The following is a 16,974-nucleotide window of genomic DNA, read 5'->3' as shown; positions in this document are numbered from 1 at the left end:
GCGCCGTGCCGTTGCGGGACGGGCTGGCGCCGTGCCGCCGATGCGGTAGACAGGCGCGCATGTTGACCGGATTTGGCCTGCGCACCTTTTGGGCGATCATCGTGGCGGCGGGTGCGGCGGGCGCCGTCTTCGCGATCGGCCAGTCCGTCCAGGAAACGCTCGTCGCGCTGGTCGGCGGCGTCGCGGCGGCGCTGGTCGCGGCCGGGACCGGCGACGAATCGCCCGCAGCCACCGAGGAGGCACCGCCCCCCGGCACGGCGATCCTCGACGAGACGCTGGACGCCATCGTCGGCCCCGTGCTGCTCGTCCGCGAAGGGCGGGTGGGGCTCGCGAACAGCGCCGCCCGCGCGCTGCTCGGCGACCATATCGTCGGCGAGGATGCGCGCGTCGCGATCCGCCACCCCGCCGCGGCGGAGGCATTGTCGTCCGGATCCGTCCTGCGCGAGACGCCGCCGATCGCGCTGGTGGGGCTCGGCACGCGCGACCAGCATTGGGAAATGCGCGTCGGTGAAGTGTCGGACGGTCAGCGTATCGTCCATCTGATCGACCAGACCGGCCATCATGCTGCCGAGCGGATGCGCGTCGACTTCGTCGCGAACGCGAGCCACGAGCTGCGCACGCCGCTCGCCTCGATCCTCGGCTTCATCGAAACGCTCAGCGACGAGGCGGGCGAGGATCCGGCGATCCGCGCGCGCTTCCTGAAGGTCATGGACGACGAGGCGAAGCGGATGCTGCGGCTGATCGAGGACCTGATCTCGCTCAGCCGGATCGAAGCGGAGAAATATCGCGTTCCCGACACGCCGATCGACCTTGCCCGCCTCGTCGAGGACGTGCGTTCGGAGCTTGCCGACGGCGCGAGCAATCGCGGACGCGACCTGGTCGCGACGATCGCCCCCGACGTCGATACGGTCTCGGGCGACCGTGTGCAGCTGTCGCAGATGCTGCACAATCTGGTCGGGAACGCGATGAAATATGGCCGCGCCGGGACACCGATCGCGATCACGCTGACCCGCGACGACAGCGGGATGGTGCGCCTGTCGGTGCGCGACGAGGGCGACGGGATCGCCGCGATGCACATTCCGCGGCTGACCGAACGGTTCTACCGCGCCGATGCGGGGCGAAGCCGATCGGTCGGCGGGACGGGGCTTGGCCTCGCGATCGTCAAGCACATCGTCGAGCGCCACCGCGGTCGTCTCGACATCAGCAGCCAGGTCGGCGTCGGCACGACCGTCTCGGTGACCCTGCCGCCGGGGCGCGGCGCGGCGAGCGATGCGGCCGGCAATTCGACGCGTGTCATCAAACGGTAACGCAACTGTCACACAGGATCCGCTCAAGCCACGCTAGGACGCGGCCATGACGGGGATCGACGTGCAGCGTATCGGGATGATTTCAGGGCTGGCGATCGCCGTGCTCTCGGCCGGGTGCGTCGATCAGGCCAATGGCGGCGGCGCGGGGTCGCGCGATCAGATCACCGCGGTGGGATCGTCGACGGTCTATCCGTTCACGACGATGATCGCCGAGCAGCTGGTCGCGAACGATCCCGACGCCAAGGCGCCGGTCATCGAATCGACCGGCACCGGCGCCGGCATGAAGCTGTTCTGTGCGGGCATCGGCGCGGGACATCCCGATATCGAGGATGCGTCGCGCCGGATGAAGGCGAGCGAGTATAAATCCTGCGCGGCCAACGGCGCGGGCCAGATCCTCGAGATCCAGGTCGGGATCGACGGCATCGCCTTTGCCGAGGCGAAGAACGGCCCCAAGATGCAGCTGACGCCGACCGACCTGTACAAGGCGCTCGCCGCGCGTCCGGGCGGCACGCCCAATACCGCGCGCGTCTGGCGCGACGTGAACCCCGCGCTGCCCGCGATCCCCATCCAGGTCTATGGCCCGCCCGCGACGAGCGGCACGCGCGATGCGCTTGCCGAACTGATCCTGACCAAGGGGTGCGAGGCAAGCGATCCGACCGCCAAACCGCTCGCCAAGTCCGATCCCGACGCCCACAAGGCGCTGTGCACGCGCGTCCGCGAGGACGGGATGTATGTCGACGCCGGCGAGAACGACAATCTGATCGTCCAGAAGCTTCAGTCCAACCCCAACGCGATCGGGGTGTTCGGCTACAGCTATCTGGAGGAGAACAAGAACGACGTGAACGGCGTCGCGATTTCCGGCGTCGCGCCGACCTATGCGACGATCGCGGACAATCGCTATCCCGGATCGCGCCCGCTCTACATCTATGTGAAGAAGGCGCATCTGAGTGCTATTCCGGGCTTACGGACATTGCTGAAACTCTATGCCGCGAACTGGAGCGCGACCGGGCCGCTGGTCAGGCGCGGCCTGATCGCCGCCCCGCCCGAAATCCAGGCACGATCCGCAGCGATCATCGCCAACGAGACGATCCTCGATCCGGCGGTGCTGTCGTGATGCGCCCGCTTTTGCCCTCACACAGAGACGGCACCATCCCGGCAAAGGCCGGAATGGTACAGGTCGGCATTCACGTGGCGCCTGCCGGGGTGGCAGCAATGGAAGGCCAAGCCTGATGTCGCCGATCGCATTGCTGTTCCTCGTGCTCGGACTCGGGCTGATCGCGTGGCTGAGCGCCCGCATGCGCGCGGCGCGGTTCCGTGTCGGCAGCACGGCGCGGTTCAGCTCGCTGCCCTCGCATCATGGCTGGTATGTCGCGCTGTGGACCGCGATTCCGCCGCTCGTCTTCCTCGTCGCCTGGTCGCTCGTCGCGCCCGCGCTCGTCACCGACACCGTGCTTGCCAGCCCCGCCGCGGTGCAGCTGCCGCCACCCGGCTTCGACCGCGCGTCGATCCTGTCGGAGGCGCGCAGCCTCGCCGAAGGGCGCAGCTTCGGCGCGTTCCACGAACTCGCCCGCGTGCTGTCGCCGGTCTATGCGGCCGCGCAGTCGCGGTTCGACTGGATCGCGACCGCGCTCGCGCTGCTATTGGCCTTTGCCGGCGGGACCTTCGCCTTCCTGCGCGTGCGGCCCGGCTTCGGCGCGCGGACGCGGGTCGAGCGGATCGTCATGATCCTGCTGCTCGGTGCGTCGCTGATCGCGATCCTGACCACGGTCGGCATCGTCGCCTCGCTGCTGTACGAATCCGCGCGCTTCTTCTCGATCGTGCCGATCACCGACTTCCTGTTCGGCACGCACTGGAGCCCGCAGGTCGTCGATGCGCGCGATCCGGGCGCGTCCTTGGGCGCGGTGCCGCTGTTCTGGGGGACGTTCTTCATCGGCGCGGTGATCGCGATGATCGTCGCGATCCCGTTCGGGTTGATGAGCGCGATCTACCTCACGCAATATGCAGCGCCGACCACGCGCAAGTGGATGAAGCCGATTCTCGAGGTGCTCGCTGGCGTGCCGACCGTCGTCTATGGTTATTTCGCCGCGCTGACCGTCGCCCCTGCGGTGCGCGATTTCGCGGTGTGGATCGGGATCAGCTGGGCCTCGTCGGAAAGTGCGCTGGCCGCCGGGCTCGTGATGGGCATCATGATCATCCCGTTCGTCTCGTCGATGGCGGACGATTCGATCGCTGCGGTCCCCTCGTCGATGCGCGACGGCAGCCTGGCGATGGGCGCGACCTCGTCCGAGACGATCCGCCGCGTGCTGCTCCCCGCCGCACTGCCGGGCGTCGTCGGCGGTGTCCTCCTCGCGGTCAGCCGCGCGATCGGCGAGACGATGATCGTCGTCATGGCCGCCAGCGGCGTCGCGACGCTGACGCTCAACCCGTTCGCCAGCACGACGACCGTCACCAAGCAGATCGTCGACCTGCTCACCGGTGAGGCCGAGTTCGACAGCGCCAAGACGCTCGCCGCCTTTGCGCTCGGGCTGACCCTGTTCGTCGTCACCCTGCTCCTCAACATCGTCGCGCTGACGGTCGTGAAACGGTACCGCGAAGCCTATGAATAGCGTCACCCCCTTCATCGGCACGCCCGAGGCGAAGCCGGCCACGGCGCGTGTGCCGACCGACTGGACGACGAAGGCGATGCAGACGCGCATCCGCCGGCGTTATGCAGCCGAGCGCCGGTTCCGGCTCGCCGGGCTCGCCGCGGTCTGGCTCTCCGCGGGGTTCCTCGCCTTCCTGCTGGCCTCGATGCTGTGGCAGGGCGCGAGCGGGTTCGTCGAGACGCGGGTCGCGTTGCCGATCGACTTCACCGCCGCCGCGCTGCCGATCGATCCTGCGCGATTGCAGACGCGTGGTGCCGATCTGGCGCTGGCCGGTGCCGGACTCGAGGGCGCGGTCGACAGCGCCGCGACGGACGCGTTCGGCAAGGATGGCGAAGGCCTGTTGTCCGACGGCGCGTGGGTCACGGTGCGCGATGCGCTGAAGGCGGATCCGGGCCTGCTGTCACGCAAGACGGTGATCGACGTGCCCGTCGCGAGCCCGATCGACATGGCCGCCAAGGGCGATGGCCCGCCCGAGGCGGAGGCGGTCGTCGCCCGGCTGAAGGCGCGCGGCGTGCTGACGCGCGGGCTCAGCATGACGTTCCTGACCACCGCCGATTCGACCGATGCGACGCGCGTCGGCATCTGGGGCGCGTTCAAGGGATCGCTGCTGACGATGATCGTCACGCTGCTGCTCGCCTTCCCGATCGGCGTGCTGTCGGCGCTGTATCTCGAGGAATATGCCCCGAAGAACCGCTGGACCGACCTGATCGAGGTGTCGATCAACAACCTCGCCGCGGTGCCCTCGATCATCTTCGGGCTGCTCGGGCTCGCGGTGTTCCTCGGTACGTTCGGGATGCCGCGCTCGGCGCCGATCGTCGGCGGGCTGACGCTCGCGCTGATGACGATGCCGGTGATCGTGATCGCCGGGCGCAACGCGATCAAGGCGGTGCCGCCGTCGATTCGCGACGCCGCGCTCGGCATCGGCGCGTCGCCGGTCCAGGTCGTGTTCCACCACGTCCTGCCGCTCGCGCTGCCGGGCATCCTGACCGGCACGATCATCGGCATGGCGCGTGCGCTGGGCGAGACCGCACCGCTGCTGATGATCGGCATGCGCGCGTTCATCGCCGCCCCGCCATCGGGGCTGCGCGATCCCGCCACCGTGCTGCCCGTCCAGATCTTCCTGTGGTCCGACCAGGTCAGCCGCGGTTTCGTCGAGAAGACGTCGGCCGCGATCATCGTCCTGCTCGTCTTCCTGCTCGCGATGAACGGCGTCGCGATCTACCTCCGCAACAAGTTCGAGACCCGCTGGTAATGACCAACCATAAAATGACCGCGCGCGACGTCAGCGTCTATTACGGCCAGAAGCGCGCGATCGACAACGTGTCGATCGACGTCGACATGGACAATGTCACCGCGTTCATCGGCCCGTCGGGCTGTGGCAAGTCGACCTTCCTGCGCACGCTCAACCGCATGAACGACACCGTCGCGAGTGCGCGCGTCGAAGGAAAGATCGAGCTCGACGGGCACGATATCTATGCCTCCGACATGGACGTCGTCCAGCTGCGCGCGCGCGTTGGCATGGTGTTCCAGAAGCCGAACCCCTTCCCGAAGTCGATCTACGAGAACGTCGCCTACGGCCCGCGTATCCACGGTCTTGCGGGCGCGAAGAGCGACCTCGACCAGATCGTCGAGAAGTCGCTGCGGCGTGCAGGCCTCTGGGACGAGGTCAAGGATCGCCTGACCGACAGCGGCACCGCGCTGTCGGGTGGGCAGCAGCAGCGGCTGTGCATCGCGCGCGCGATCGCGGTCGATCCCGAGGTGATCCTGATGGACGAACCGTGCAGCGCGCTCGACCCGATCGCGACCGCCAAGATCGAGGAGCTGATCCACGAACTGCGCGGTCGCTATGCAATCGTGATCGTCACGCACAACATGCAGCAGGCAGCGCGCGTCAGCCAGCGCACGGCGTTTTTCCACCTCGGCACTTTGGTCGAATATGGCGACACCTCCGCCATCTTCACCAACCCGCGCGAGGAACGCACGAAAGATTACATCACCGGCCGCTACGGCTGATGGGGACGGGACCGATGAACACGCATACCGTAAAGGTCTTCGACGACGAGATCGGCCGCCTCCGGGGCCTCATCTCGCAGATGGGCGGCCTCGCCGAGGACGCGATCGCCAACGCGATGAAGGCGCTCCAGCGCAACGACATCGCGCTCGCACGCGAGGTCCGCGCGGCGGACAAGCAGATCGACGCGATCGAGGCGGAGGTCGAGCGGCTCGCGGTGCAGATCATCGCGCTGCGTGCGCCGATGGCGATCGACCTGCGCGAGGTCGTCGCCGCGCTGAAGATCGCGGGCGTCGTCGAGCGGATCGGCGATTATGCCAAGAACATCGCCAAGCGCGTGCCGATGATCGAGAGCGAGCACCGGATCGAGCCGATCTCGATCCTGCCCGCGATGGGCCGGATGGCGAGCGAGATGGTCCACGAGGTGCTCGACGCGTTTGCCGCGCGCGATTTCGAGGCGGCAATGCACGTCGTCGAGAGCGACGCCGCGCTCGACGATTTCTACGACAGCATCTTTCGCACGCTGGTGACCTACATGGTCGAAAATCCCAAGACGATCAGCCAGGTCGCGCACCTCCTGTTCGTCGCGAAGAATCTCGAGCGGATCGGCGACCACGCGACCAACGTCGCCGAGATGGTCTATTTCGCCGCGACCGGCACCCAGATGGCCGACCGCGATCGTGGCGGCATGCAGGAGTTGGAGTCATGACCCGAGCACGGATGCTGCTGGTCGAGGACGATGCCGCGCTTGCGGAGCTGCTCGTCTGGCATTTCAAGCGCGAGGATTTCGAGATCGCGCATACCCCCGATGGCGAGGAGGCGCTGCTGCTCGCGCGCGAGAAGGTGCCCGACATCGTCCTGCTCGACTGGATGGTCGAGGGGCTGTCGGGGATCGAGGTGTGCCGCCGCCTGCGCCGCGCGCCCGAAACACAGAACGTGCCGATCATCATGCTGACCGCGCGCGGCGAGGAGGAGGACCGCGTCCGCGGGCTCGAGACGGGCGCCGACGATTACGTCACCAAGCCCTTCTCGCCGCGCGAACTCGTCGCACGGGTCGGCGCGGTGCTGCGGCGCGTCCGGCCCGCGCTTGCCGGCGAGGCGCTGACCTATGCCGATATCGAGATGGATACGGTGGGTCACAAGGTTCGCCGGTCGGGAGAGGTCGTCTCGCTCGGGCCGACCGAATTCCGGCTGCTCAAGCATTTCCTCGAGCATCCGGGCTGGGTGTTCTCGCGCGAACGGCTGCTCGACGCCGTGTGGGGGCATGATTCGGACATCGAATCGCGCACCGTCGACGTGCATATCCGGCGACTGCGCAAGGCGATCAACACCGGCGAGCGGCCGGATATCATCCGCACCGTACGATCCGCTGGCTATTCGCTCGATACCGGTGGGTAATTCACGCGTTGCGCAAACAGTCGCCCGGCGTGCCTATAGTGCATCGGCAGGATGGTCCGGTTGGAATCGGATGCGAAACGAAGGACCCAACCGGGAGTTAGTGCGTTCACCCGTCGCGCTAACAGATTTGCGCTCCAAGAATTTAGGAGATTCGCATGAAGTCCATCCTACTCGCCGCAGCAGCGCTGCTCGCAACGCCAGTGATCGCGCAGACCGCGCCGCAGACGATGCCACCGGCCGACCCCGCCGCGCAGACCGCACCGGCCGAGCCCATGGCACCGCCGCCGCCGGCTGATCCCGCAGCACCGGCAGACCCTGCCATGGCAGCAGATCCCGCGGCACCTGCCGCACCGATGGCACCGCCGGCACCGCCAGCACCCGCTGCACCGATGGCAGCCCCCGGTGGCGCGAACATCGTGTTCGGCCAGCCGACGGTGACGCCGCCGACCCCGGCGCCGGCGGAATATCCGACGTGCTCGCGCACGGTGAAGGACGGCTGCAAGAACCGCGGCGGCAAGTAAGCCCTGACAGGACGGCCAGGCGGTGGGACATCCCGCCGCTTGCGCCGTCCGCCTTACGTTCTAGGAAAGGCGCTCCAACGATAAGAGAGGAGCGCCTTTTCCATGTCCGACAGCTTCGGATCGATCAGCTTTGAAGGCCGCGTTGCGATCGTCACCGGCGCCGGTGGTGGCCTCGGCCGCGAATATGCCCGCGAACTCGCCCGGCGTGGCGCGAAGGTCGTCGTCAACGATCTCGGCGGCGCACGCGACGGCACGGGTCAGTCCGACGCAGCCTTGCAGGTCGTCGAGGAAATCCGCGCGGCGGGCGGTGAGGCGATCGCCGATGGCGGCAGCGTCACCGATTATGACCAGATGGTCGCGATGGTCGCGCGCGCCACCGAAACCTGGGGCGGCGTCCATATCCTCATCAACAATGCCGGCGTGCTGCGCGACAAGAGCTTCGCGAAGATGGAGCCGGCCGACTTCAAGTTCGTGGTCGACGTCCACCTCAACGGGTCCGCCAACGCCACCAAGGCGGTGTGGGACACGATGCGCGCGCAGAATTACGGCCGCATCCTGATGACCGCGTCGTCGACGGGTCTCTACGGCAATTTCGGTCAGGCGAATTACGGCGCGGCCAAGCTCGGGCTTGCCGGGTTGACCAAGACGCTCGCGATCGAGGGCGCGAAAAACAACATCAAGGTGAACACGATCGCGCCGACCGCGGGTACGCGGATGACGCAGGACATTTTTCCCGAAGAGGCGTTCAAGGCCTTCTCGCCCGACAAGGTCGCGCCTGCCGCGGTGTACCTGGTCTCGGAGGACGCACCGACCAACATGATCGTCGGCGCCGGCGCCGGCGTGTTTCAGGCAGCCTATGTCACGCTGACGCAGGGCAAACTGCTCACCGGTGACGACCTGTCGGTGGAGGGTGTCGCAGCGCACTGGGCCGAGATCATCGACCGCGACGCCGAACTCGTCCCGCAATCGGGTGCGGACCAGTCGATGAGCATCCTCGCGAAGCTTCAGGGGCGCTGATCACGCAGTCCGTGGGCACCGGCCGTCATTCCTACTACCGGTCGGGATGATGGCCGGCGGCCGCGATCGGCCCACACGCGATCCTGGCAGGACTAGTCCTGAACGAGCTTCATCAGCCGGCGTTCGACCGGGGCCAGCACGGGTCCGAGATCGTGACCGCGCTTGATCACCGCCCCGCCCTCCCCGACAAGCGCCCACATCCCCTGCCGGCTGCGTAGCGCGGGACGCTTTTCGATCCGGAACTCGGGCCGCTCGGCCGCACGACGGAAACATGCGAAGACCGCGGCGTCCTTGCCGAGATCGATCGCGTAATCGCGCCAATGTCCGGCGGCGACCATGCGGCCGTACAGATCGAGTATCCGTGACAGCTCGACCCGGTCGAATCCGATCTGGCTCGGCGCGGTCGCACGCGTCGGAAAAGGGGTGACGTTGCTCATCAAGCGCGGTCGCGCAGATCCTGTCGGATATCGAGAGCGTCGACCGCGTCCGCCTGCCCGGGACTGCGCGCACCAAGCACGTCCTGCTCCGCCAGCAGCGAATCGAGCCGTTTGCGCATCGTCTCGAGCTCGCAGCGCATGATCTCCATCTTTTGCGTCGCCGGGTCGAAGCCTTCGCTGCACGGCGTACCATAGGGCACGAAGCGCGGTGCCTCGGGCGCAGCGCCGCCCTCGACCGTGGTGGCGCGTGCGGGGATACCGACGACGGTCGTCCCCTCGGGGACGTCGCGCGTGACGACTGCGTTGGCGCCGACACGCGAGCGACGGCCGAGCGTGATCGGGCCGAGTACCTGCGCGCCCGAACCGATGATCGCGCCGTCCGAAATCGTCGGGTGCCGCTTTCCGGCAACCCCGTTGTCGGGGCTGGTCCCGCCGAGCGTCACGCACTGATAGATCGTCACGTCGTCGCCGATCAGCGACGTTTCGCCGATCACGACGAAGCCGTGGTCGATGAAGAAGTTGCGACCGATCGTCGCGCCGGGATGAATGTCGATCGCGGTCATGAACCGCGCAAAATGATTGACGCACCGCGCGAGGAAAAACGCGTCGGACTTGTACAGCCGATGCGCGACCCGGTGCAGCCCGAGCGCCCAGACGCCGGGATACAGCATGATCTCCGCGCGCGAATGCGGTGCAGGGTCACGCGCCCGGATCGAATCAAGATAGGCGGCAAGCCGGCTCAACATGCGCATTCCCCTTAGCGGTTCGTTCATTTAGGAGCTCGTCCGGCCGATTTCCAGCCGGCCGCATCTCGCATGGGTCCGGTCGCGCGCCGGGCTCGCCATCGTGACCCGCAACGCCCGCCCCATGATCGCCGCGCTCCACGCGTGCATCGATTTCGAGGCGAGCGTCGTTGTCGCACTTGCCGTCGCGTTTCACGCGCTGTTTCCGTCGCGTTTCACGCGCTGCCGTTTCCTCGCCGAAGGCACTTGAAGGACCTGTCTTGATCGATCTGATCAGTTCCCATCTTCCCTATATCTGGCCGTTCATCCTAGTCGGCTTCGCGGCACAGGTCGTCGACGGCGCGCTCGGCATGGCATTTGGCGTGATCTCGAATACGTTGCTGCTCTGGATCGGCGTCTCGCCTGCCGCGGCATCCGCCGGCGTCCACACCGTCGAGACCTTTACCACCGCGGTCTCGGGAGTCAGCCATGCAATCCACCGCAATGTCGATTGGCGGCTGTTCTTTCGCCTCATGATACCAGGCGTCATCGGCGGCGTGCTGGGCGCGTACGTCCTGTCGAACGTCGATGCGAGCACGACCAAGCCGTTCATCCTCGCCTATCTCACCGGAATCGGGCTGTATCTTCTCTGGCGCGGGCTTCGGCATCCACCAGCGCGCAAGACCCCGAAGATCGTCGAGCCGCTCGGGCTGGTCGGCGGTTTCCTCGATGCCGCCGGGGGTGGTGGCTGGGGCCCGGTGGTGACGTCGAACCTGCTCGTCCAGGGTGCCGCACCGCGCACCACGATCGGCACCGTCAACACCGCCGAGTTCTTCCTGACGACGACGATCTCCGCGACCTTCATCACGCAGCTCGGCTGGGGCGCATTCACCCAGGCCACGGTCGGGCTGCTGATCGGCGGGATGCTCGCCGCGCCCTTCGGTGCGATCCTCGCCAAGCGCGTTCCGGCGAAGGTGCTGATGACGATGGTCGGCGCGATCCTGACGCTGACGAGCGTGTTCGGCCTGTACCGCGCGATGACCGTGTGACCGCAAAACCCGCGCACCGGTCATCGACGCGGCATGGACAATAGCGGGTCGGCGATCGATATGGGCGATCAATGGCTGCAACCTATCTCCCCACGCTCAAGCAACTCCAGTATCTCGTTGCCCTGAAGGACCATGGTCATTTCGGTCGTGCGGCCGAAGCCTGCTTCGTCACCCAGTCGACGCTGTCGGCGGGTCTTCGCGAGCTCGAGACGCTGATCGGCGTGGTGCTCGTCGAGCGGACGCGACGTGTCGTCCGCTTCACCCCGCTCGGCGACCGGATCTCCGACAAGGCACGGCGCGTGCTGCGCGAGGCCGAAGAACTCGGCGACATCGCGCGCGCGGCCGGCCGACCGCTGTCCGGCGACATGCGCATGAGCGTGATCCCGACGATCGCCCCCTTCATGCTGCCGCGTATCCTCCCCAGGCTGCGCCGCGACTATCCCGACCTCAAGCTGTTCCTGCGCGAGGAACCCAGCGGTGCGGCGTGCGAGGGACTGCACAACGGCCGGACGGACTGCGTCCTGCTCGCCCTGCCCTACGCGTGCGGCGAGGTCGCGTTCGAGACGCTGTTCGACGACAGGCTGTTCGTCGCGTTCCCGACCGACGACGTGCCCGCGGACCGCACATCGATCCCCGCCTCCGCGATACCAGCCTCGGCGATCGACGAGACGCGGCTGTTGTTGCTCGAGGACGGGCATTGCCTCAAGGATCATGCGCTCGCCGCGTGCAATCGGCCCGAGATCCGGGCAGAGGCGACGATGATGGGCACGTCGCTGCACACGATCGTGCAGATGGTCGACAACGGCCTCGGCATTACGATGCTGCCCGAAATGGCGCTGAATGCGGGGATCCTCGAAAATACCGGGATCACCGCGCTGCCGCTCGATGCGGACAACGCCTTTCGTCGGATCGCGTTGGTCTGGCGCAAGGCGTCGCCGCGCGAAAAGGATTTTCATCTGCTCGCCCAGGCGCTCGCCGACGCGCGCTGACGATGCAGCCAGCCGTCACGCGGTGATCGTGACATCCCTGCAACAAACACCGGGTTCAGCCGTATTTCCCTGCGACTGCGCCCGTTCCCGAGGAGAAGACATGTCGAAGTCGAACCTGCGCCCGCTGTATATCGGCCTGGGCACCACCACCCTCGCCGCGCTGGCGCTGGCCGCCTGCAGCAGTGGCAACAACGATCTCGGCACGCCGACCGCCCCGCCGCCCGCCAACCCCGCCTTGTCCACCCCCAATGGTCCGATCGCGGTTGCCAACCCGACCGTGGGCGGCGTGCCGATGATCGCGACGCGGACGATCGTCGACAATGCCTCCGCGGCACCTAATCTCTCGACGCTGGTCACCGCGATCAAGGCCGCCGACCTGACTGCGACGCTGTCGGGTACGGGCCCCTTCACCGTGTTCGCGCCCAGCAACGCTGCATTCGGCCGGCTCGCACCGGGCATGGTGGACACGCTGCTCAAGCCCGAGAACAAGGCGTCGCTCGCGAAGGTGCTGACCTATCACGTCGTCGCGGGGGACATCACCGCCGCCAACCTGAAGGCGCGTGTGGCGGCGGGTAACGGCACCGCGACGCTGCCGACGGTCGAGGGCGATCCGATCACCGTGACGCTGGTCGGCGACATCATCGCGTTAACCGACGTGAATGGTAACAAGAGTTACATCGAGACCGCCGATGTTCGACAGTCGAACGGGATGGTTCACGTCGTCAATGGCGTCATCGTCCCAAGATTGTCGTGATAACAAGAGGATAAAACCGGTCGGTTCGTCGCGAAGACGGATCGGCTGGCCCCTTTCCCCGTCCGGGAACTTCGCAAACGGTCGCCGCGTTGCCTATCTTGCATCGCAACAATGTTTCCAGATCGTGTCCAACCAGGAGAAACCCATGATCACCAAGACCAACCTGATGATTGCCACCGCATTGATCGCAGCGGCCCCGGCCGTTGCCCAGACGGCACCAGGCCGGACGCCAATGGCGCCCGCCGCACCGACGCAGAGCGCCCCTAACGCGGCGGCCACGACGACGCAGGCACCACAGGCCGGCCAGTCTGCACAGATGGATCCCACTGCACAGACCGGTGCGACGCCCGCCGCGCCTGCCGCTGCTGCCCCCGCTGGCGCAGCAGCCCCCGCGCAGGCCGCACCGACGTCGACGATCGCCGCTGCGCTGCCGACGCTGCCGAACCGCGCGACGCTGACCAAGCTGGTGACCGCGGCGGATCTGACGACGACGCTGTCGGGCCCGGGGCCGTTCACCGTGTTCGCGCCCAGTGACGAGGCGTTCACGCGTCTTCCCGCCGGCGCGCTCGATACGCTGATGAAGCCCGAGGCCAAGCCGACGCTAGCGACGATCCTGAAGTATCACGTCGTGTCGGGCGCGGTCACCTCGGACCAGCTCAAGCAGAAGATCACGGCGGGCGGCGGCAAGGCCGTACTGACCACGCTTGCAGGCCAGCCGCTGACCGCGTCGCTCGGTGCGAACGGTAACATCGAACTGACCGATACCGCAGGCAGCAAGGCCTATGTCGATCAGGCCGACGTCAAGGCGACCAATGGCGTCGTCCACCTGACGAACGGCATGAGCGTGCCGAAGATCGGCTAACGCTCCCAGCGCGCGGCGGCGGCCTCGTCGGCGTCGCGCGCTTCTACCCAGCTGGCCTCGGCGCCGCGGGTTTCCCGTTTCCAGAACGGCGCATCGGTCTTGAGCCGATCGATCAGATAGGCGCACGCCTCGAGCGATGCGCCGCGATGCGCAGAGGCGGCCGCGACGAACACGATGCGCTCGCCCGGATGCATCGGCCCGACCCGGTGAACGATCGTCGCCGCGCTCAAACCCCACCGCACGCACGCGCCCTCGGCGACCTTCGTCAGCGCAGCTTCGGTGGCACCCGGATAATGCTCGAGCTCCAGCGTCTCGACGCCGTTATCGGCGCGCACGAGGCCCGTGAACGTGGCGACCGCGCCTGCCTCGCCCTCGACCCGTACCATCTCCGCCATGATGTCGATCGGCGACTTCTGTACGACGACGCGGATCATCCGCCCGTCACCGGCGGGAACAGCGCGATCTCGCGGGCCTGCCCGATCGGCGTGTCGAGCGGCACGAAGTCCTGGTCGATCGCCGCGCGCAGCCGCCCGCGATCGGCAAATGCGGCAGCATGCCCCGCGCTCGACGTGGCCAGCCAGTCCACCAGATCGGCGATCGTCTTTACCTCTTGCGGCGGAGTGACGGTTTCCTCGCCCGCCCCGATCCGCTCGCGCACCCACGCGAAATACAACAGCGTGATCGTCATGGCATCAATCCATATGCTTCAGGCCGACGCGCAGGTAATCCCAGCCCGTCACCACCGTCATGACCGCCGCCGCCCAGAGCGCCGCGAGGCCGACCACCTGCACCCAGCCAAGATCCGGTAGCGCACCGGCAAGGATCAACCCGCCGAGCGAGACCAGCTGGAACGTCGTCTTCCACTTGGCGAGGCGCGACACGGGTACCGACACCTGGAGCTGCGCGAGAAACTCCCGCAGACCCGACACGGCGATCTCGCGCAGCAGGATCACGAGCGCGGCGATGACGTGGATCCCGGCAATGTCGCGCGTGCCGACGAGGATCAGGATGACCGCCGCGACCATGATCTTGTCAGCGATGGGGTCGAGGAAGATGCCGAGCTTCGACACCGCGCCGTTCGACCGCGCAAGATACCCGTCGAAATAATCGGTGATTCCCATCAGGCAATACAGCGCGAATGCAATCGCATAGCCTGCCGCCCAGCCGGGCCACCACAGGAAGCCGACAAGGAGGGGTACCGCGACGATGCGCGACAGCGTCAGGAGATTGGGAAGGCTCAGCACGTGTCACTCCTACTCCCGAGATGCCGTCGGCGAAACCGGGTTTTGCGGATCGGGCACGCGTACCGGTCTCCGGCAGGTCAAACCGGGGCGTGCCGGCGCCCGTGGAGCCGCAGCTGCCCCCTTTTGTCGGCACCGTCCGGTGGCTCATGGGGGTGACGGCGAGCCGGGATGACCACTCGTCCAGCACGCCGCCGCCTTCAACGCCCGGCGCGTGCGAGACCGATCCGCCCTAAGCCATTGGCGTGCCGGACCCGCTAGGCTAAGGCCGCTTACCTTTTGTTGCCACGATCAGGACTATTCTTCGCATGCGCAACGCACTCGGGTTGCTGAAGCAACGACGCTTCCTGCCCCTGTTCACGACTCAGTTCCTGGGCGCCTTCAACGATAATCTCTTCAAGACGTCGATGGTGTTGTTCGCGACCTATGCGATCTTCAACGATCCGCGGATGGAGGCGAATTTCAACGCGCTGGCGACCGGAATTGCGATCCTGCCCTTTTTCCTGCTGTCCGCACTCGCGGGGCAGCTGGCGGACAGCCACGACAAGGCGCGGATCATCCGACTCGTGAAGAGCGCGGAGATCGGTATCATGGCGCTCGGCGCGACCGGCCTCCTCGTCGCGCGCAGCGGACATTCGACGATCGGGCTCGGGCTGATGCTGGGCGCGGTGCTGTGCCTCGGCGTCCATTCGACGTTCTTCGGGCCGATCAAATACGCGATCCTGCCGCAGCATCTGCCGCCGTGCGACGTGCTCGGCGGTACCGGGCTGGTCGAGGCGGGCACCTATCTGGCGATCCTGATGGGGACGATCACCGCCGGATTCATGACCGAACATATCGAGCGGGCGGCGATCGCCGTGCTCGCGATCGCGGTGATCGGCTGGTTCGCGGGGCGCGAGGTTCCGCCGGCACCGCGCGAGGGCCCGCCGCTCGTCCTCAACTACAATCCCTTCACCGCGTCGTGGCGATTGATCAGCGCGACAATGCACATCCCGCGGCTGTTCCTCGCGATCTGCGCGATCAGCTTTTTCTGGACGATCGGTGCGGTGCTGATCGTGGTGTTCCCGCCGCTGGTGAAGAACGTCCTGACCGCGGACGAGCGGGTCGCCAGCTTCGTGATCGCGGTGTTCTCGGTCGGGGTCGCGATCGGCTCGGTGGTGATCAACACGATGCTGAAGGGGCGCATCTCGGCGAAGTTCTCGCCCGCCTCGGTGATCGCGATGGGGGGCTTCGTCGTCCTGTTCTCGATCCTCGTCCGGACCTGGCACCCTGCCGCCCCCGGCCATTATTACGACTGGACCGAATTCCTCGCGCAGCCCGCCGCCTGGCCCGTGCTCGGCTCGCTAATGATGATCGCGATCACCGGCGGCATGTTCGTCGTGCCGCTCTACGCGTTCCTCACGACCACGGTGGAAAAGGATCAGACCGCGCGCACGGTGGCGGCGAACAACGTCGTAAATTCGGGCGCGATGACGATCGGCTCGATCGCGGTGATCGGCATCACGATGATGGGCGTGACGCCCGAGGACATGCTGTTCCTCGTCGCGGCGATGTGCCTCGTGTCCGCCTGGATCGCGCAGAAACTCCACCGCGCCTGCGACGAGCCGACCGATAGCTGTCTTCCGTCGATCAGAAAATGAAGCTGTAGAAACAGGTGAAGAACGCGACGAAGCTCAGCGCGAACAGCTTGATGTCCTGATCGTCGTTCTTCGCGACCGGCACGACCGGCGGCGGCAGGGTGCGACGAAAGGGATGGCGCGCGGCTTCGTTGGTAAGGACAAGGCGTCTGGTCATGATAGAGCGTTAACGCGGCGTTTACTTTTTGGACCAGCGGCAAAACCGTCCCATTTCGCGCTGTCCGCGAATGGGACACATTTCGGGAGGTCGTCGATGCGGCTTGGATACGGATTTCTGACGGTACTGGCCGTCATCACGCCACTGCACGCACAGACGGCACCGCCGCCGCCCGTCGCCGCGCCCCCGATCGCGGTCCCTTCCGGCCCCCTATCCGCCCCCCCATC

The 16,974-nt window shown here is 66.8% G+C and carries 21 protein-coding genes; 15 read left to right on the top strand and 6 right to left on the bottom strand.

Annotation, left to right across the window (positions count from 1 at the left end):
• Positions 1-59: 59 nt before the first annotated feature.
• The 9 genes from AC0CH3_RS03685 to AC0CH3_RS03645 all read left to right on the top strand — a co-directional run bounded on the left by AC0CH3_RS03685 (position 60) and on the right by AC0CH3_RS03645 (position 8,899).
• The gene (locus AC0CH3_RS03685) at positions 60-1,307 is read left to right on the top strand and encodes a sensor histidine kinase (RefSeq protein ID WP_354302991.1); all 1,248 of its coding nucleotides are present in this window, start codon (positions 60-62) and stop codon (positions 1,305-1,307) included.
• Positions 1,308-1,353: 46 nt separating this feature from the next.
• A complete protein-coding gene (locus AC0CH3_RS03680; RefSeq protein WP_333996171.1) occupies positions 1,354-2,421 on the top strand; it encodes a substrate-binding domain-containing protein in 1,068 nt (355 codons plus the stop codon).
• 115 nt (positions 2,422-2,536) lie between these two features.
• Positions 2,537-3,913 carry a phosphate ABC transporter permease subunit PstC gene (pstC, locus tag AC0CH3_RS03675; protein ID WP_056020667.1) on the top strand — a complete coding sequence of 459 codons (1,377 nt, stop codon included), beginning with the start codon at positions 2,537-2,539 and terminating at the stop codon, positions 3,911-3,913.
• Positions 3,914-3,989: 76 nt separating this feature from the next.
• A complete protein-coding gene (gene pstA, locus AC0CH3_RS03670; RefSeq protein WP_354303560.1) occupies positions 3,990-5,204 on the top strand; it encodes a phosphate ABC transporter permease PstA in 1,215 nt (404 codons plus the stop codon).
• The gene (gene pstB / locus AC0CH3_RS03665) at positions 5,204-5,965 is read left to right on the top strand and encodes a phosphate ABC transporter ATP-binding protein PstB (RefSeq protein ID WP_354302994.1); all 762 of its coding nucleotides are present in this window, start codon (positions 5,204-5,206) and stop codon (positions 5,963-5,965) included. Before pstA ends, pstB begins: the two co-directional genes overlap by 1 nt.
• A 14-nt stretch (positions 5,966-5,979) precedes the next feature.
• A complete protein-coding gene (gene phoU / locus AC0CH3_RS03660; protein ID WP_056022170.1) occupies positions 5,980-6,672 on the top strand; it encodes a phosphate signaling complex protein PhoU in 693 nt (230 codons plus the stop codon).
• Positions 6,669-7,361 (top strand): phosphate regulon transcriptional regulator PhoB, encoded by a 693-nt coding sequence (phoB, locus tag AC0CH3_RS03655; RefSeq protein WP_056020659.1) that lies wholly within the window; start codon positions 6,669-6,671, stop codon positions 7,359-7,361. Before phoU ends, phoB begins: the two co-directional genes overlap by 4 nt.
• A 155-nt stretch (positions 7,362-7,516) precedes the next feature.
• Positions 7,517-7,882, top strand: coding sequence for a hypothetical protein (locus AC0CH3_RS03650; RefSeq protein ID WP_354302996.1), 366 nt, complete (start codon positions 7,517-7,519; stop codon positions 7,880-7,882).
• Between the two features lie 102 nt (positions 7,883-7,984).
• Positions 7,985-8,899, top strand: a complete 915-nt coding sequence (locus AC0CH3_RS03645) for an SDR family NAD(P)-dependent oxidoreductase (RefSeq protein ID WP_056020655.1) — start codon at positions 7,985-7,987, stop codon at positions 8,897-8,899.
• A 92-nt stretch (positions 8,900-8,991) separates the two neighbouring features.
• Here the strand turns inward: AC0CH3_RS03645 and AC0CH3_RS03640 are convergent, their stop codons facing one another.
• Together AC0CH3_RS03640 and epsC are read right to left on the bottom strand one after the other, a co-directional pair.
• Positions 8,992-9,336 (bottom strand): DUF2794 domain-containing protein, encoded by a 345-nt coding sequence (locus AC0CH3_RS03640; protein ID WP_354302998.1) that lies wholly within the window; start codon positions 9,334-9,336, stop codon positions 8,992-8,994.
• Entirely contained in the window at positions 9,336-10,082 is a 747-nt protein-coding gene (epsC, locus tag AC0CH3_RS03635) for a serine O-acetyltransferase EpsC (RefSeq protein ID WP_354303000.1), read from the bottom strand. The genes AC0CH3_RS03640 and epsC overlap by 1 nt, the downstream gene beginning before the upstream one ends.
• A 121-nt stretch (positions 10,083-10,203) precedes the next feature.
• On the opposite strand from epsC, the gene AC0CH3_RS03630 reads away from it, so the two are divergent.
• From AC0CH3_RS03630 to AC0CH3_RS03610, 5 genes are all read left to right on the top strand, one after another.
• On the top strand, positions 10,204-10,329 hold the full coding sequence (locus tag AC0CH3_RS03630; RefSeq protein ID WP_354303002.1) for a hypothetical protein: 126 nt from the start codon (positions 10,204-10,206) through the stop codon (positions 10,327-10,329).
• Positions 10,330-10,339: 10 nt separating this feature from the next.
• Positions 10,340-11,107: a sulfite exporter TauE/SafE family protein gene (locus AC0CH3_RS03625; protein ID WP_465237623.1), complete on the top strand. Its 768-nt coding sequence runs from the start codon at positions 10,340-10,342 to the stop codon at positions 11,105-11,107.
• A 71-nt stretch (positions 11,108-11,178) separates the two neighbouring features.
• Positions 11,179-12,096: a hydrogen peroxide-inducible genes activator gene (locus AC0CH3_RS03620; RefSeq protein WP_056020646.1), complete on the top strand. Its 918-nt coding sequence runs from the start codon at positions 11,179-11,181 to the stop codon at positions 12,094-12,096.
• Positions 12,097-12,196: 100 nt separating this feature from the next.
• The gene (locus AC0CH3_RS03615; protein ID WP_354303006.1) at positions 12,197-12,850 is read left to right on the top strand and encodes a fasciclin domain-containing protein; all 654 of its coding nucleotides are present in this window, start codon (positions 12,197-12,199) and stop codon (positions 12,848-12,850) included.
• Positions 12,851-12,995: 145 nt separating this feature from the next.
• Positions 12,996-13,712, top strand: a complete 717-nt coding sequence (locus AC0CH3_RS03610) for a fasciclin domain-containing protein (RefSeq protein ID WP_082445940.1) — start codon at positions 12,996-12,998, stop codon at positions 13,710-13,712.
• Here the strand turns inward: AC0CH3_RS03610 and AC0CH3_RS03605 are convergent.
• Genes AC0CH3_RS03605 through pgsA form a run of 3 tightly spaced genes read right to left on the bottom strand, consistent with a single transcriptional unit; the run spans position 13,709 to position 14,956 of the window.
• Positions 13,709-14,146, bottom strand: coding sequence for a molybdenum cofactor biosynthesis protein MoaE (locus AC0CH3_RS03605; protein ID WP_354303008.1), 438 nt, complete (start codon positions 14,144-14,146; stop codon positions 13,709-13,711). The genes AC0CH3_RS03610 and AC0CH3_RS03605 overlap by 4 nt on opposite strands.
• Positions 14,143-14,400 (bottom strand): molybdopterin converting factor subunit 1, encoded by a 258-nt coding sequence (gene moaD / locus AC0CH3_RS03600; protein ID WP_354303010.1) that lies wholly within the window; start codon positions 14,398-14,400, stop codon positions 14,143-14,145. Before moaD ends, AC0CH3_RS03605 begins: the two co-directional genes overlap by 4 nt.
• A gap of 4 nt (positions 14,401-14,404) precedes the next feature.
• The gene (gene pgsA / locus AC0CH3_RS03595; protein WP_056020636.1) at positions 14,405-14,956 is read right to left on the bottom strand and encodes a CDP-diacylglycerol--glycerol-3-phosphate 3-phosphatidyltransferase; all 552 of its coding nucleotides are present in this window, start codon (positions 14,954-14,956) and stop codon (positions 14,405-14,407) included.
• A gap of 305 nt (positions 14,957-15,261) precedes the next feature.
• Here pgsA and AC0CH3_RS03590 point away from each other — a divergent pair, with 305 nt between their 5' ends.
• Positions 15,262-16,593 (top strand): MFS transporter, encoded by a 1,332-nt coding sequence (locus AC0CH3_RS03590; protein ID WP_354303012.1) that lies wholly within the window; start codon positions 15,262-15,264, stop codon positions 16,591-16,593.
• Here the strand turns inward: AC0CH3_RS03590 and AC0CH3_RS03585 are convergent.
• Positions 16,583-16,747 (bottom strand): hypothetical protein, encoded by a 165-nt coding sequence (locus AC0CH3_RS03585; RefSeq protein ID WP_200916233.1) that lies wholly within the window; start codon positions 16,745-16,747, stop codon positions 16,583-16,585. The genes AC0CH3_RS03590 and AC0CH3_RS03585 overlap by 11 nt on opposite strands.
• Positions 16,748-16,974 lie beyond the last annotated feature (227 nt).

The organism is Sphingomonas sp. AC449 (genome assembly GCF_979253475.1).
The sequence above is the reverse complement of the archived record's forward strand: the minus strand, read 5'-3'. Positions and strand labels throughout refer to the sequence as shown.